This window comes from Rheinheimera mangrovi (assembly GCF_003990335.1).
In the GTDB taxonomy this organism is placed as follows: domain Bacteria; phylum Pseudomonadota; class Gammaproteobacteria; order Enterobacterales; family Alteromonadaceae; genus Pararheinheimera; species Pararheinheimera mangrovi.
The window spans coordinates 2,143,714-2,159,172 of record NZ_CP034683.1 but is presented as its reverse complement, the minus strand read 5'-3'; the positions used below and the strand labels follow the sequence as shown (position 1 = coordinate 2,159,172).

The window sequence follows — 15,459 nt, the reverse complement described above, 5'->3', positions numbered from 1 at the left end:
CCCGTATCCCCTTTCAGGTCAGTTTTTGGGCAAACCAAGGGCATACCAGCTGGTAAAGCGAGCTGGTGTGCAGAACCTGGATCTGTTAAATTTTTACGAAAATTTTGCGCTGATACAGCCACCAGACCGGTAGATAACAAAGCACCAGAAAAGCCGCGATCCAGACACCAACACTGAAAAACTGGTTCCAGCCTAAAGCCGCAACCCAGTGTTGATAAGCCCCATGCACTGACTGACCAGCCACCGGCACTTCCAGCAGTTTTTCCATCGCCACATGCAGCACATAAGCCACTATGGCATTGGCGCCAAAGATCAGCGGAATGCGGGTCAACTGTTGGTAACCTTTGACATCAGAGAACCAAATCAACAAGGCCAACACCATACTCGCCATCCCACTGGAGACCAGCACAAAAGAGCTGCTCCAGATTTGCTTAATAAATGGGAAAAACAAACTCCACAGACAGCCGAGTAAAAAGCTGCAAAAGCCCAACACAAACAACGACATCACCAGTTGCGGCAATTGTTGTTTATACGCCAGCACCAGCCGCCCCATCAGCACACCAAATAAACCACTGGCAATAGCAGGATAGGTACTCAGAATACCTTCAGGATCCCAGGTGCCACGCCATAACATGCCAGGTAAAAAGGCGCTGTCGAACCAGTTAATCAGGTTGGCCCCCCGCTCCAGTTTACCTGCGGCTAAACCAGGGGCTGGTACCAGTAAGATCAACAACCAGTAGCTGACCAGAATAAAGCCCATGATCTGCACCAGTCTTTTAGTACTGCAACGCATGGCCAACAAGGAGCACACCAGATAAACCACAGCGATACGTTGCAGCACCCCCAGAATGCGGATATCGGCAAACTTCAGATACATCAGATTGACCACTATACCTAAGCCAAACATGATCAATGTGCGGCGCAGTACTTTAAGGCGAAGTGCTGATAATTCTTCAGCGCTGCGCTCAACTGGTCGCATGCCTATGGCGATAGCCACACCAACAATGATCAGGAAAAATGGGAAAATAAAATCGGCGAAAGTCACGCCATCCCAATAAGCATGGGAAAATTCGCCATAGGTGTTGGGGCTGTTGACCATAATCATCAGAATTATGGTCAGGCCCCGGAATAAATCTAACGCCAATAAACGTTGTGCTTGCATAAAAAATTCCTGCTGTGCGGCTCCCTTAGCAAGAGCGCACAGCGCAAGTTAAAAAGTTATAGATTTGAAGGTGGAGCTTTACTGGCTGTCACCAACGCCTGCAAAGCGGCTACTGCTGCAAAAGCGTCGGCAGGTTGCTCAGTAGGTGCTTTTATCGGCTTATCCAGCCAGGCAGCTTCCCAATCGACCAGTTGTTGCTCTACAGCGGCTTTGTCCAAAGCTTTGCCCTCTTGGGCTGCTTTGCGCTGCGCATCAAACATTAGTTCCCAACGTGGCAGATAAAAATCGGCATACATGCCCTGCCAGGCTTTGGACGCGTAGTCTTTCAGCTTCAAGCCACCCCAACTGGTCACCTGACGTTTGGCGTTGCGCTCGTATAGTGCAGCAAGCTCTGGAGTATCCGCATAGTCACGGGCCTCTTTCACCCAGCTATGTAAGCTTTCCTGTTGACCACCGATCAGCGCGTCAACCCCCAGGATCAAGGCTTTGGCCTGCTGGCGCCAGTCATCACCCTGCTTGATGTCGCCCTGCTGATAAGCCAGCATGCTGTGTTGCAACAGCATATCTATATGCTGAGTCACGGCATGGCGACTTAGGTCAATAAGGTCGTACTTGAGTAATTCACTGCGCTCGCTTTCAGGTAAAGCCACTAATTCACGTAATGCCTGATCCAGCAACACCAGATTACCGGGAGCTCCTGTGTAGCGCAGATAATCCAGCGAAGGCCGTTTAAAGAGCAGATAAGCTCCGGCAGAACCTTCCCACCAGCGAGGTTCCCAGTACTTAGTGCTAAATACTGCTTTGTAGAGCTTATTCCAGGCCGACAATAAAGCAGGACTGACAGCGCCATAACGGGCTTTGAGGTAATGCTCTAACCAATCACTGGTCGCTGTCGCCTGACCTTGCCAGGCCACATCAAACATATATTCATACGCCACAGAAGTGCTGTGAATACCTTCTGGGAACACACCGTAACCGGTCAGATTGCCTTTGTCGGCATGATGCAACGCGGTATCCACTTTTTCTTTGTAGTAATCAAAGTCGGCATACACAGGGTTACTGCCGCCATAATTATGGATAAAGCCAAAGACCCAGTCTTTGTTGTAAAAACCTTTAGCTTTTTGCCAGACATCAAATCTGTCGTTGCCTATATCGTGGATCATCAGCTTGTTGTCAGGCACCTTGCTTAAAAAGGCTTCGATAGACTTCAGATCCCAAAAATGCTGATCCGAACCAAACATCCAGCCCTGCATCACCCAGGTGGCATTGGGCACAGATTGCGCCAGCGACTGGTACAAGGCTTCGCCGTACCCTGCTAAATCCTGATAACGTTTATCTTTGGACACAGGTGGCAACATTTCATTAAAAGCATCCAGCAGGTAATACTGCTGCTCACCATATTCGGCGTTATAAAGCTCAATAAAACGTTTGGCTACTTTGGCAAAAAGTGGATCGGCTGGGTCCAGCCAATAAGTTTCATTAGCAAAACCTGACCATGTGGGCATAGCGGAAATTTTCGCGTGCGGGAATAAGGTTTTAAATTGCTTCGGCACGTAACCTGAGAATGCCGGCACTACTGGTTTCATGCCGTAGTCGGCCATACGCGCCATAATCTGTTTTTGCAGTTGACGTTTTTTCTCTATATAAGCGTCAGGTAAAGGGCCTTCGTGGCCTTCAATATTGCCCATACGCTGCCAGGGTGTAAAAGCCGGGCCTGAGAAATAACTCGCCAACTCTGAATCTTTCACCCCAAACTCTCGCCAGAGTTGTTGCCAGACAAATTCCTGACCTTCCATTGCCACTGGGTTATTCACACCATGCAGCGCCATCCAATCCAGTTCCTGCTCCCATCGGGTCCAGCCCCACCAGGGTGTGGAATAACCATAAGCACAGACGTTCAGATAAGCACGTTGTTTAAATAAAGAACTGACCCGTTCAGGCTGATGATCGGCAAAAGTTTCTGGTAACGCGATACGATTACCCTCCCAGCTGACCGACATCACACCAATTTGACGCAAATATTCGTAAGTACCGTAACTTAAAGCGGTCAGCGCATTGGCACTGACATAGAGCTGGCCATCGCGGGCTTCAATTTGATACCAATCCGTCTGGTCATCCTTCAGCAACATAAAATGCACATTAGGTACCGCCTTGCCCGCGACACGCTCAAATAAATCCCGTACCGGTTTAACCGCTGTGCTGTCTGCCTGAGTGACGACTGTAATCGCAGTTGGAGTTTGTTGCGGCGATGTTTGCTGCGGCGATTGTGCCGGAGAACAGCCACTCAAAAGCCCTGTTACCACGCAACAGGCAGCCACACTAAGACGAAACGAATTCATCGGATTTTTCCTTCTTGTTATCCTGTGATCCCAACAGAGTTGAGCAGTCAAGAGCCGACAGTGTTTGCCGGCTCCTGCTGCAGTTCTTACAGGCTGAAATTCACACCCAGATAGTAACTACGGCCAATCACGCTGGTGGTTTGCCAGGCACGGGTCTGCTCATCACGATAAGCTTCTTCGTCTTTGCCATTGAGATTCAGCGCCCCAAAACGCACTGACCACTGCTCGCTGATATTCCAGCCTAACAGTACATCGATCTGATTACGACCTTCAACAGTGCGGCCTTCACGGGCGAAAAACGCATCAGTGCTGTCCTGTACATAAGGACTGCGGTGGTTCAGTGAAACCCGGGCACTGTAGTCATCGTTTTCCCAGTAGCCGGTAATGTTCCAGGTTTGCTCTGACGAGTTGGTCAGTGTAAAGCCTTCGCTTTCATCCACCAGTATACGGGTGTAGTTTGAACTTAAACCAAAACCTGGTACAGGTAACCAGTTATCCAGCCCCTGGTTCCAGCCTATTTCATACCCTTTGACTGTCAGCTCTGAGCTGTCGTTGTAAATAGCGGTGATGTCATAGATATTACCAACGCTGTCGACACAATCAGAACCTGACATACTCAGCGTGGTGCCATCGTATTGATCAGGACAAATCAGTTCGCTGACAGTGCCGTTTTTGATGTCTTTCTGGAACAGGTTCACGGTAAAGGAATCGCCTTCGCTGTAATACCACTCCCAGCCTAAGTCCAGCTGATTGGCGGTCAATGCGGCCAGTTCAGGTTGGCCCAGATTCACTGTATAAGTGCGGGTACCAAAAGAGTTAGCCGCTGAAGTTTCAGAGGCAGCCAACTGAGTGTTGGACGTTAACATAGGACGTACCAGTACTTTTGCTGCCGCCAAACGTACTTGCATATCGTCGTTTAATTCCAGCACCAGGTTGGCACTTGGCAGGAAGTTGTCGTAATTAAAGCCCTGGGTGGTTTCACCTATCGCCAGCTTAATTTCTTCGTTGTCCGGGTGGGTGTCACCGGTAATGTAGGTATTGATATCACGCTCGGTACGCTCATACCGGCCCCCTATATTGCCTCGCAGTGGCATGCCGCCTACTTCGGTTTCAAAGTCAGTCATCAGATAGGCCGAAGAAATGCTTTGATCAACAGAGTAGCTGGACTGAGCCGCAAATAAGGTAGGAACTGTTACACCTTCAGCAGTTAAGGCGTCACGGTAGGCCATGATATTAGGCGCTATCCAGCTGTGCTGAATATCCATTTTGTTATCAAGGAAGTCTGAAACTATATAGCCATAGTCAGCCATTGAAGGTAAATCGGCTGGATCCGCATCACCTATAGCAGCTCTGTCGGTACGGTAGACTGCTCTGTCCATGCTTTCTTTACGATATTTAACACCGGCAGATACGCTGGTGAGCCAGCCCAGTTCAAGCCCCCGCTCTGCATCAAATTGCACAGCGGTTTCATCCGACTCCATCAAACGACTGGCACCATTCGGATATTCATTACGTGGCATCACGGCCGGATACAAAGCCGGATCAGCCAGATTGTCGGCAATGTTAAAACTGACATTGGATGGGTCTGTAATATCCAGAGTGGCACGTGAAATCACTGTGGCCAGAATAGCGGCTTCTTCGTTGTGCTTTGCTTCACCCGCTGTGTGGTGGATCACGCTGCTAAAGTTCCAGTCTTGCCAGTCGTAATCCAGCTCTAGGGTGTAAGCTTCTGAAGTGGCGTCTTTATCTTCCAACTGACGGTTATTTTCAGTAGTGAAGTTATCAATCTGAATGCTGTTGTACACCCCATTCACCGCATCACCTAAACGGGTGATCTGGTTGGCGTTAAACAAAAACACCTGCTGATTTAAATCCTGCTTGGTATCGTCCCCTGCATACACAGTGGTCAGCTTGGCTTCAAAAGCACTGCTTGGTTTCCACTGCACAGTACCATTAAAGAGCTCACGTTCTGTTTCCCTGTCGATTCGGCGGTAACGAGGACGACGTGGTGTCACTTCATCCGTCGCTGAGTCAACAAACCAGCGATCCATCCAGAAGTTATCTACTCTGTCATCCAGTTCCTGGTAACCAAAGTTCAGCAATACACCTACAGTGCCATTGGCAAACTGATCGATGTAAGTGGCGTTAGCTTTAGGGGTAATGTCGTCTGTCGGCGAAAACTCTGAGTACTGACCTTTGCCTGACAGTAAAATTTTGCGCTCGCTAAAAGATAAAGGCGACGCGGTATCAATGTTGATGGTGCCGGATAAACCACCTGCATCCATATTGGCTGTTGGTGATTTGATCACTTCAATGGTAGATGCCAGTTCGGTTTGAATAATGTCAAAACGAAAGCCGCTGGTGAAATCAGCACTGGCCATGGTCTGGCCATTTAAAGTGGTGCGGGCATATTGAGAACCTAAACCACGGACGCTGATTGTTGAGCCACGGCCGTTAACGTTTGAAATTTGTACACCCGGAATACGCTGAATAGCTTCAGCAATGTTTTCGCTTGGAAATTTACCTATATCTTCGGTGGTAATAGCGTCAGTAATTTTAGTGTCCTGACGTTTGATATCTGCTGCTGCGGCCAGACTGCCGCGGAAACTGACCTGGATCACTTCCACATTTTCTTCTTCAGCCGCTTTGTCCTGCGCATGCGTGACGGCTGGTACAAATAAAGTCGCCAAAATAGAAGCGAGTACTGTCTTTTTTCCAAAGGTGTGCTGATTCAACCTGTTCATGCCTGTGCTCTCTTGTTGCCAATCATTGTGTTTGATCGTCTGTTCCATTATCCGGAGCTTTCTGATCGGTGATTTATTCATCACTCTGAATTTAAATTAGCACCCACCTGTCAACGTTGTCAATAGAAAATCTGACAACGTTGACAATGATTTTAACAGTTTGATTTTTAAAGATTTTATTAAATGGGGGCGACAGAGTCTCTTAACACGAGTTGCAATTTAAAACCGCAATCCAGCGGTGCTTGCTCAGGTTCCAGCATCAGTGCTATCAGCATAGATGCGGCTTTAGCGGCTATTTCTGCATTAGGTTGATGCACAGTCGTCAAACCTGGCCAGGTCTGACGGGAAAATGGACTATTTTCAAAACCTACGATGGATAAATCCTGCGGTACCCTCAGATCACGTTTGCGGGCAACAAACAAAGCCCCGGCTGCAATTTCATCGTTGCAACCAAAAAGCGCTGTGGCTTTGCTGTCCAGTTGTAATAACTGTTCTGTCATTTGTACGCCGGAATCAAAGGTAAAATTACCTGATATGACCAGCTCGTCCTGAACCTCAAGACCCGCATTTTTAAGCGCGGCGCAATAACCGTGATAGCGCCCCAATGAAGATTTGTGATCTTTGTGATAGCCCAAAAAGGCAATGCGTTTATGGCCCTGAGCCAGCAGATGTTCAGTGATCGCCTGCCCCGCCTGCTCATCGTCCACGAAAATGGTTGGGCAAAGCTCATCCGGTGGTTGTGCACCTGACACAATGCGAACTACTTTAGCTTGCTGCTCCAGTAACTGCCTGACCAGTTCAGTGCTTTCAGACAATGGTGGCGTCAGGATCACCCCCCCAATCTGATTGGTACCAATCATACTGGTGAGTTCATGCCTGACCTGCTCAGAACCTGAATCTGTTGGATGGATCACCAGCTCAAAGCCCTTTTTCCGACATTGTGACAAAATACCGTTTTGCATTTCAATCACATAGTTGCTATTTGGGTTGTCATAGACAAAAGCCAGCGAAAAAGGCGCCGTGCGCATCAGCCGGGCCGTGCGATTCGGTTGGTAATTTAACTGTTCAATCACAGCCTGCACTTTGGCTTTGACTTCATCACTGACCCAGGCTTCGTTATTCACCACCCTGGACACACTTTTAAATGAAACTCCCGCAAGGCGAGCCACATCTTTGATCGTAGGTTTTTTAACCGCCATAGATTTCCAATCTGCAGTACAGACTTCACTGAATCATCATAAGTTACGGAACTGGCAGATAAAATAAGCAGCCCCAAGCAGAGGAACTTTATACCTTCACCCGAAAGCTGTCCAAATATCTTTTTATTACGGCCATTTTTAATTCAAAGTGGGAGCCTTGCCTTTGCCTTTATCAGCACGATGGCGGCAGCGTAGAGTGCGAGCAGATTTTGAGCAGGTGATGTGTAACCAAAGCGCCAAAACATATAAACACTTTGAGAGCGATTGAAACAGGCAGGTCGCACTCAGGTTTCTGCCTGTTCAAAGTAAGGAACCAGCCGATCGATAAAGGTTCGAAGCGCCAAAGATTGGTGTTTTCTGGAACGATAAACCGCATATATGCCCAGCGAAACGGCTTCATAGCTCGGTAATACCTGCACCAGTTTTTTCTCGTTAATCAATGCCTGCACCGCATGCCGGGGCTGCAAAGAAATACCACGGTTTTTTAATACAGAATTCAGTAGCAACGACGATTCATTTGCGCTGTAATTGCCTGATACGGTGGCCACCACAGGCTGTTCGTCTTTGATGAAATGCCACAAGCTTTTACCAAAATTAGAATACATTAAACAGTTATGGGAGGCCAAATCATCGGGATACACCGGATAACCGCGACGCTTTAAATAACTTTCAGTTGCGCACAATACAGAGCGGCAAACACCAAGCGGACGCGCTATCAGATTTGGGTCCAGTTCGTTGGTAATACGGATAGCTAAATCTATTCTGTCTTCCACCAGATGAGTCACCTGATTACTGACATGCACATCAATACGTACCTTGGGGTAATCATCTAAAAAGGCATCCACCACCTGGGGCAATAATTTTTCAGCGACAAATTGCGAACAGGAAATACGGATAGTACCTTCAGGCACAGCCACCAGATTTTGCGCCAAAGGCGTTGCGACCTCTTTGGCTAAATCCAATAAAGAACGGCAATGGCTGAAGGCTTTTTCCCCCGCAGCTGTTAGGGTTAGTTTCCGGGTGGAGCGGTGCACCAGTTGAGCACTGGCCCAGTCTTCCATTTCCGCCAGATAACGGGTCACCATAGAACGTGACATATCCAAAGCCTGAGCAGCTCCGACTAAACTGCCCTGCTCCACAATAGTTACAAAAACTTCAGCCGCTTTAATCCTGTCCATGCCTTTCAACTATATGTTCGATTTATGCAACTTACTATTGCCATTTTTAGGGTTTGTTGCAAGGTAATTGCAACATACACTTTGAGTCAGGTTTTGAATTGGGCAAAGCTACAACAATTCGCTGTCAGTCGCTAACCAGCCATTCCATCCGTAACCATAGAGGTGATTATGAAATTTTTAACCAAATTAGTTCAGGCAAGTGCTTTATCAGGCATGGTGGCACTATCAGCCAATGCCCTGGGTGCAAGCTTAGAAACGACGGTATTTAATCCACAGGACAAAAGTACCTTTCCAGTCAGTTCAGTGTTAATTACCGGCAAAACTGAAGCCATTTTGGTGGACGCCCAGTTTCAGCGCAATGATGCCTTGTCTGTGGTCGAGATGATTAAACAATCAGGCAAAAAACTGACAACTATTTACATCAGCCATGGCGATCCGGATTTTTACTTTGGTCTGGATGTGATCACCGAAGCTTATCCGGATGCCAAAGTACTGGCCTCAGCGCAAACGCAAAGCTACATCAAAAAATCTATGGATGGCAAAAAAGCTTACTGGGGACCGATACTGAAAGACAATGCGCCACAAAAACTGGTCGTGCCTGATGTACTGCCAAATGACACCTTATTGGTTGATGGGGAACAAGTGAAAATTATTGGTCTTGATGGCCATGATCCTAAGCATAGCTTTGTCTGGGTTCCGTCCAGTAAAACTGTACTGGGCGGCGTTGTGGTGTTTGGCAATATGCATGTGTTTTTAGCTGATACTCAAACCCCGGAATCACGTCAGAGCTGGTACAAAACTCTGGAAGTGATTAAAAAATTGAAGCCAGAGACTGTGATCCCAGCTCATTTGTTGGGTAACAAGCCTATGACTTTGCAGGCAGTGAACTTTACTCATCACTACATACAGGATTTTGAAGCAGCAGCCGCCACTTCAGCCAATTCTGCCGAATTAGTGGCCACCATGAAAAAGAAGTACCCGGCCATTGGTGGTGATAGCATTTTAGACTTAAGCGCTAAAGTTATGATGGGCGAAATGAAGTGGGGTCAATAACCCTCATTTATTAGGTTACAGCAGGGATAAAACCCGGCTGTAACCTACCGCAGAACAAAATAGCAAAAATAGCTCAACACCATCTCTGTTCCCAAGGATCCCTGGTCAAAGCATTTTTCTCGACATTAGGCGAGTTTTTTTCATTTGCTCTCATGCCAAAGGGGCAATCAATTAACGGGTCATCCCGTTTTAGTAAAGGATAATCCTGCGTAATCTGCTCATTCCTGCCCCTATACAGATAAAATGACATGCTCGGACAGTTATTCATTGAATAAGTCAGGAACATTTACACTCACATCCTTCATAGATAAAACCTGGATCACATCATAAAAACCTGATAGAGAAAAAAACAAACACCCCACACTAAGCCAGCCAACAAAAAATAATTAAAAAACTAATCACCAAAACACAAGATGAACAAGATTGAATAAAAAAAACTTTAAATCAACTGAATCAAAAACCAACAACAGCATTCACTTTAGAGTTGAAATTAGATATAACTGCTCCATCGAATTTTATTTCAATTAACCGAGGTGAATGTTAATGAAAAAACGATCCTGTTGTCTGGCACTTTCTATCATGCTGGCTTTTATGCCTGCCAGTGCCGAAACATTAATATCAGAACGTTTCAGTGCCGACCCTTCTATTCATTTTTTTGCTGGAAAATATTATTTATACGCCACCAACGATCAAGACAACAGTGGCACTTATTGGGACTCTACCGACTGGCGGTTATTTTCTTCAGCCGACTTAGAAAGCTGGCAGGATGAGGGCTCGTTTTTAGATATCTCCGTCTTTGCATGGGCAGAAAAAACAGCCAAAGCCTGGGCGCCGGGAGCTATTGAGCGCAATGGCAAGTTTTACTTTTTTGCACCTGTCGGCGGCAAACAAATAGGGGTTGCCGTCAGCGATAAGCCTTTTACAGGTTTTAAAGACCCGCTCGGTAAAGCTTTAATTGAAACGCCGCGTGACGCCAATGCAGGCGCAGAACCTATAGATCCTATGGTTTTTATTGATAAAGATGGCCAGACCTATTTATATTTTGGCACCCGAATTCCTAAAGTTGTGAAATTAAAAGAAAACATGCAACAACTGGATGGCGATATTCAGGACATTATCATTCAGGGTTTTCCTGAAGATGATAAGAAAAAGAAATATGGTGAAGCACCCTATTTACATGAACACAATGGTACGTATTATTTTACTTTCTCTACAGGCTGGCCAGGACAAATTGTTTACGCCACTGGCAACAACCCTATGGGTCCCTTTACGTATCGTGGTGTTGTATTTGATTACTTGCCTATATCAACCAATCATCAGGCTATTATAGAAAAAGATGGCAAAAGCTATTTCTTTTATCATGATGGTTCTGCGTCAGGCGGAGGCGATCATAAAAGAACAATACGTTTTACTGAACTGCAGTATGCAAAAGATGGTTCTATTCTGCCGATAATAATCAAATAAAAAATAAAGGGGTCAGAGCAAAAAGCTCTGACCCCGGCACATCAAAACTTATACGCCATACCAATCATGTAAGTACGACCACTGGTGGTGGTGTTGTACAAACGGTCATTCGAATCGCTGTATTGCTCTTCGCGCTGGTTGGTCAGGTTGATAGCTTCAATACTCAGCTTTAAGGCTTCACTTACTTTGTAGAACGCAGAGAAGTCTATGTAGGTTGTTGCATGGAAACCACTTTCATCATGGTCACGCAGGCCACCTTCCACTGAGTTGATGTAATCGCTGCGATGAGCACCGGCTACACGACCACCCCAGGTATCAGTTTCGTAGTAGAACGTCAGGTTATAGCTTTGTTTGGATAAGCCAGGGAAGCTTTTCACCTGATCCAGACCAGTACCCTGCACGTTACGATACAAAGTGGTGCCATCAACCCAGGTATAGTTAGCAATCATCCCCATTTGATTAAATGGTGCTGGTAAAAAGTCGAAATCACGCTGGAACGCCAGTTCTGCACCTTTGATGGTGGATGAATCTGAGTTTTGTGGAGACGTGATATCAAACAACGAATCCACAGTCGCGCCGTTAGGTAACAGACTTTCCGGCAAGCCCATTTCGCTGAACTTTTTAGTTTCTACTTCTGTCACTATAAAGTTTTCAATATCTTTCCAGAATACAGCGGCAGATAAAGAACCTACGCCTTCAAAGTACTGTTCCAACGCCAAATCAAAGTTGGTGGACTCAAAAGGTTTCAGATCCGGATTACCAATAGTAATTTTACCCACCTCACCCGGCGAGCCCGTCATCTGCGCCACGTTTGCTGATACTGAAATTGCATTCAGCGAAGGACGGGTCAGGTTTTTACTGGCACCAAAACGTAATAACAACTCATCATCCAGCTCATAGACCAGGTTTAACGTTGGTAATACATCAGAATAATCGCGCTCTATGGTGACATTCTGACCTTGTGACACACCTTTAGAAGTTAAAGATGTTTTGTAATAACGTGCTCCGACGCTACCACGCAGAGTTTTACCAGCAATCATAGAGTCCCAACTGTACTGGCTGTAAAAACTACTGGTTTCTTCTTCCACAGTGTAAGAGTTGGTCTGAATGATCTTATCTTCGCCCAGTGCTAAATTGTGAATACCATAAAACTTCTGCAGCTCATCCACATCAGCCTGCACCCAGGAAATGTAAGGGTGGCCGGAGTACACATTAGACACTGCATCAGAAATGGTTTTTACGCCATTATTCAGCGGAGTTGCTTTGGTTTCGACATAACCTGCGTCTTCTCGGTTATTGCCACTGTTACTGAACTTTTTATAGTTTGCACCAAAGCTGATGATTCCAGCGTCATCTAATGAGTAGTCAAAATCCAGTTTGCCGTTATCGAAATCAGTGGCGATGTAATCTTCGCGGAAGTAAATGTCTTTTACAGTCCAACCTGCCATATCAGCTGGATCAAAGTCATAACTGTGCTGACCATAAAAACGGTCTACTGTGTAGTCTGTAGTAATACCACCCCGGCGAGTCAGGTTCACCTTATCGACTTTTGGCTGATCATAATCTGATGAGCTGGTGCCTAACTGGAACTTCATGCCCAATTTGTCGTTGATTTGCCAGTCCGTATTAAAAGTAATTTGATTAAAGACTGATTCGTTGTAATCAGCGCGGTTTTCAGTGCGGATAGTTGAATTACTGAAAGTTGCTTTGACCACTTCCAAATCGCCGTTATTGTCAATGTAGTCCAGAGCTTCAATGCGGCCTAAAGCCGTGCTGCTTGAGCCACCGGTGGAAATATGGTGTTCGTCCAGCGTATTTTCCAGCCGGCCATGCATCAGTTCCAAGGCAAATTTCAAGTCATTGCTTGGACGATATTGCAGCGCTGTGGTGACACCCAAACGTTCCTGATCATTGTTCCAGACTGAATAGCGGTTACCACGGGCAAACCATAGCTCACCCGCTGCGGCTTTGGCTGCTGTATCAGCGTCTACTGAGTCGCTAATGCCATTGGTGGCACGAACCTGGCGCCAACGGTAGGTGTTAGAACCGTATTCACTGGAGTTTTTCTGACTATAAGCTACTGAAGCCAAAGCACCAAAATCACCCCAGGTATTAGAAATCATACCGGCGATACGTGGGTTGGTTTCCTCGGCATTGGTGTTAGTACCTAAACTACCTGCTACCGCGCCCTGAAAACCGTCATAGTCAAAAGGCTTGGCAGTACGTAAATTCACGGTACCGCCAATACCACCTTCTTCCTGGTCGGAAGAATAGGATTTTTTCACGTCGATTTGGTTAAATAATTCAGACGCAAAAATATTAAAGTCAAAAGCACGAGACCGGCCTACAGCACCGCGGCTGTCCATAGGTGATGACGACGTCCCCAACGCCTCCATACCATTGACCTGTACTCGGGTAAAATCCGGGCCTAAGCCGCGTAATGAGATTTGGCGGCCTTCACCACCTTCACGGGTGATCGCTACACCAGGCACACGTTGCAACGAATCTGCCAGGTTTAAATCCGGAAAATCAGCAATGTCCTCAGCAACAATAGAGTCCTGAGCAATCATAGCTTCACGTTTTAAATCTTTGGCTTTAATTACTGAGTTACGAAAACCACGAACTTCGATCACTTCTGTATCAGCTTCCTTTTCCTGCGCTATTGCAGTGCTTTGGAAACCCGCTGTCAGTGTGCTGAGTACAGCCAGCGACAGTGCTGTTTTTTTATAATTTTTCATGTCTACCCCTGTTGTTTTTTTTTCTAGCAACTTAACTTAGTCAATTACTGACACCGGTGTCAATATGTTGAGCAATTTTTCTCCTAACTTTCTAAAAACAGCAAAACTAAAACTATATAACTCAGGAACAACTCTGTTGTGACCATTGCTTCACAACTGCGTAATAAATGTGGTTAGTTTATATAAATCAATGTATTAATGGTTTTTCACTTCATAAAAACAGCGTTTGACTCAGAACCTGCAACCAACTTTTTAAAATTGAAATATCTGCTTACAACAAAACAATGACACCGGTATCAACAGCTTGATATATAGCTTTTCGTCAAGAAATCCAAACTGTATCGCCAAATGTACAGAGTTAACCTGGTTTCGACCCCACCAACGCATACCAGGCTATGTAGACATAACAACAAGCAGGCACCAGAAAGCTCCACTGCACTGAGGTTAAATCGGCCGCAACGCCCTGCAACAATGGCAATACAGCGCCACCCACTATGCCCTGACACAAATACCCCGAAGCCCGGCCTGTATGCTGAGCAAGACCGCGGATAGCCAAAGTAAAAATGGTTGGAAACATAATGGAGTTAAAAAAGCCGACGGCCAGAATGGTCCACATGGCAAAGTCTCCGCTGCTATTCACTGCCAGCAGGATCATGGCCACTGCCAGAGCGGAATTCAGTGCTAATAAACTGGTCGGTTTAATAAAACGCATCAGGCCAGCCCCGACAAAACGCCCAACCATAGCTGCGCCCCAGTAATAAGACACCATAGCGCCCGCCGTCACTTCGGTCATACCGCTGATCCCAAGCTGCATAAACAGATTGACCAGGTAGCTACCTACTGCCACTTCAGCGCCTACATATAAAAAGATCGCCAGCACACCAAATTTCAGCTGTGGAAAACGCCTTATGCGAAAGGCCTCTGTCTGTTGTTCTTCAGCAGATTGTTGGATATCAGGCAAACGCAGCCGGTAAAACACCAGGGCCGTGACGACTAAAACGCTGGCCAGTAACAGATAAGGCAGTTGCACAGATTTGGAAGAACCAGCCTCCCCCGTTGCCGCCAGAATAAGTACAGCACCAAATAAAGGCCCGGCTGTATGGCCCACTGAATTGACCGCCTGCGCCAGACTCAAGCGACTGGCCGCATGCTGCTCATCACCCAGTACCGCCACATAAGGATTCGCCGACACCTGCAATACTGTAATGCCGGACGCCAGTACAAATAACGCCAGCAAAAAGAAGCTGTATAAACCCAGTTCTGCCGCTGGGTAAAATAGACAACAACCGACGGCAATAGTGAGTAAACCGGTCAGAATACCGTTTCTGTAGCCCACTTTTTCCAGCAGCCTGCCAGCCAGCGGCGACACAATAAAATAAGCACCAAAAAAGCAGAACTGCACCAAAGCTGCCTGCAGGTAACTTAATGAAAAAGCCCCTTTCAGATAAGGCAATAAAATATCATTCAGTGCCGTAATAAAGCCCCAGATAAAAAACAGCGATGTCATAGCCCAAAAGGCAAAACGCGCATTAAATTGGCCCGACGCTTCGCCTGTGACTGCAGCTGATGTATGAATTTGCAT

Annotated in this window: 9 protein-coding genes; 2 read left to right on the top strand and 7 right to left on the bottom strand. The window is 46.5% G+C overall.

All coding sequences use genetic code 11. The annotated features are described in order from the left end of the window. Window positions 1-85: 85 nt before the first annotated feature. The 5 genes from EK374_RS09685 to EK374_RS09665 all read right to left on the bottom strand — a co-directional run bounded on the left by EK374_RS09685 (window position 86) and on the right by EK374_RS09665 (window position 8,622). Window positions 86-1,162: an acyltransferase family protein gene (locus tag EK374_RS09685; RefSeq protein ID WP_127022565.1), complete on the bottom strand. Its 1,077-nt coding sequence runs from the start codon at window positions 1,160-1,162 to the stop codon at window positions 86-88. Between the two features lie 56 nt (window positions 1,163-1,218). Beyond that, the gene (locus tag EK374_RS09680; protein WP_127022562.1) at window positions 1,219-3,501 is read right to left on the bottom strand and encodes an alpha-N-acetylglucosaminidase; all 2,283 of its coding nucleotides are present in this window, start codon (window positions 3,499-3,501) and stop codon (window positions 1,219-1,221) included. An 86-nt stretch (window positions 3,502-3,587) separates the two neighbouring features. Continuing rightward, window positions 3,588-6,293, bottom strand: a complete 2,706-nt coding sequence (locus EK374_RS09675; RefSeq protein WP_164731855.1) for a TonB-dependent receptor — start codon at window positions 6,291-6,293, stop codon at window positions 3,588-3,590. A 131-nt stretch (window positions 6,294-6,424) separates the two neighbouring features. Next, window positions 6,425-7,444, bottom strand: a complete 1,020-nt coding sequence (locus EK374_RS09670) for a LacI family DNA-binding transcriptional regulator (RefSeq protein ID WP_127022556.1) — start codon at window positions 7,442-7,444, stop codon at window positions 6,425-6,427. Between the two features lie 284 nt (window positions 7,445-7,728). After that, window positions 7,729-8,622, bottom strand: a complete 894-nt coding sequence (locus EK374_RS09665) for a LysR family transcriptional regulator (protein ID WP_127022553.1) — start codon at window positions 8,620-8,622, stop codon at window positions 7,729-7,731. Between the two features lie 168 nt (window positions 8,623-8,790). Between EK374_RS09665 and EK374_RS09660 the strand changes: the two genes are divergently transcribed. Together EK374_RS09660 and EK374_RS09655 are read left to right on the top strand one after the other, a co-directional pair. Continuing rightward, entirely contained in the window at window positions 8,791-9,675 is an 885-nt protein-coding gene (locus tag EK374_RS09660) for an MBL fold metallo-hydrolase (RefSeq protein WP_127022550.1), read from the top strand. A 543-nt stretch (window positions 9,676-10,218) separates the two neighbouring features. After that, on the top strand, window positions 10,219-11,139 hold the full coding sequence (locus EK374_RS09655; RefSeq protein ID WP_127022547.1) for a family 43 glycosylhydrolase: 921 nt from the start codon (window positions 10,219-10,221) through the stop codon (window positions 11,137-11,139). 41 nt (window positions 11,140-11,180) lie between these two features. On the opposite strand, the gene EK374_RS09650 is transcribed toward EK374_RS09655, so the two are convergent. Together EK374_RS09650 and EK374_RS09645 are read right to left on the bottom strand one after the other, a co-directional pair. Next, window positions 11,181-13,877 (bottom strand): TonB-dependent receptor, encoded by a 2,697-nt coding sequence (locus EK374_RS09650; protein WP_127022544.1) that lies wholly within the window; start codon window positions 13,875-13,877, stop codon window positions 11,181-11,183. 358 nt (window positions 13,878-14,235) lie between these two features. Continuing rightward, complete coding sequence (locus tag EK374_RS09645) at window positions 14,236-15,459, bottom strand: sugar MFS transporter (protein WP_206099327.1); 1,224 nt, start codon at window positions 15,457-15,459, stop codon at window positions 14,236-14,238.

Coding starts and splice junctions, on each gene's coding strand:
- EK374_RS09685 (WP_127022565.1), bottom strand. CDS start 1,162: ATGCAAGCACAACGTTTATTGGCGTTAGATTTATTCCGGGGCCTGACC.
- EK374_RS09680 (WP_127022562.1), bottom strand. CDS start 3,501: ATGAATTCGTTTCGTCTTAGTGTGGCTGCCTGTTGCGTGGTAACAGGG.
- EK374_RS09675 (WP_164731855.1), bottom strand. CDS start 6,293: ATGGAACAGACGATCAAACACAATGATTGGCAACAAGAGAGCACAGGC.
- EK374_RS09670 (WP_127022556.1), bottom strand. CDS start 7,444: ATGGCGGTTAAAAAACCTACGATCAAAGATGTGGCTCGCCTTGCGGGA.
- EK374_RS09665 (WP_127022553.1), bottom strand. CDS start 8,622: ATGGACAGGATTAAAGCGGCTGAAGTTTTTGTAACTATTGTGGAGCAG.
- EK374_RS09660 (WP_127022550.1), top strand. CDS start 8,791: ATGAAATTTTTAACCAAATTAGTTCAGGCAAGTGCTTTATCAGGCATG.
- EK374_RS09655 (WP_127022547.1), top strand. CDS start 10,219: ATGAAAAAACGATCCTGTTGTCTGGCACTTTCTATCATGCTGGCTTTT.
- EK374_RS09650 (WP_127022544.1), bottom strand. CDS start 13,877: ATGAAAAATTATAAAAAAACAGCACTGTCGCTGGCTGTACTCAGCACA.
- EK374_RS09645 (WP_206099327.1), bottom strand. CDS start 15,459: ATGCAAATTCATACATCAGCTGCAGTCACAGGCGAAGCGTCGGGCCAA.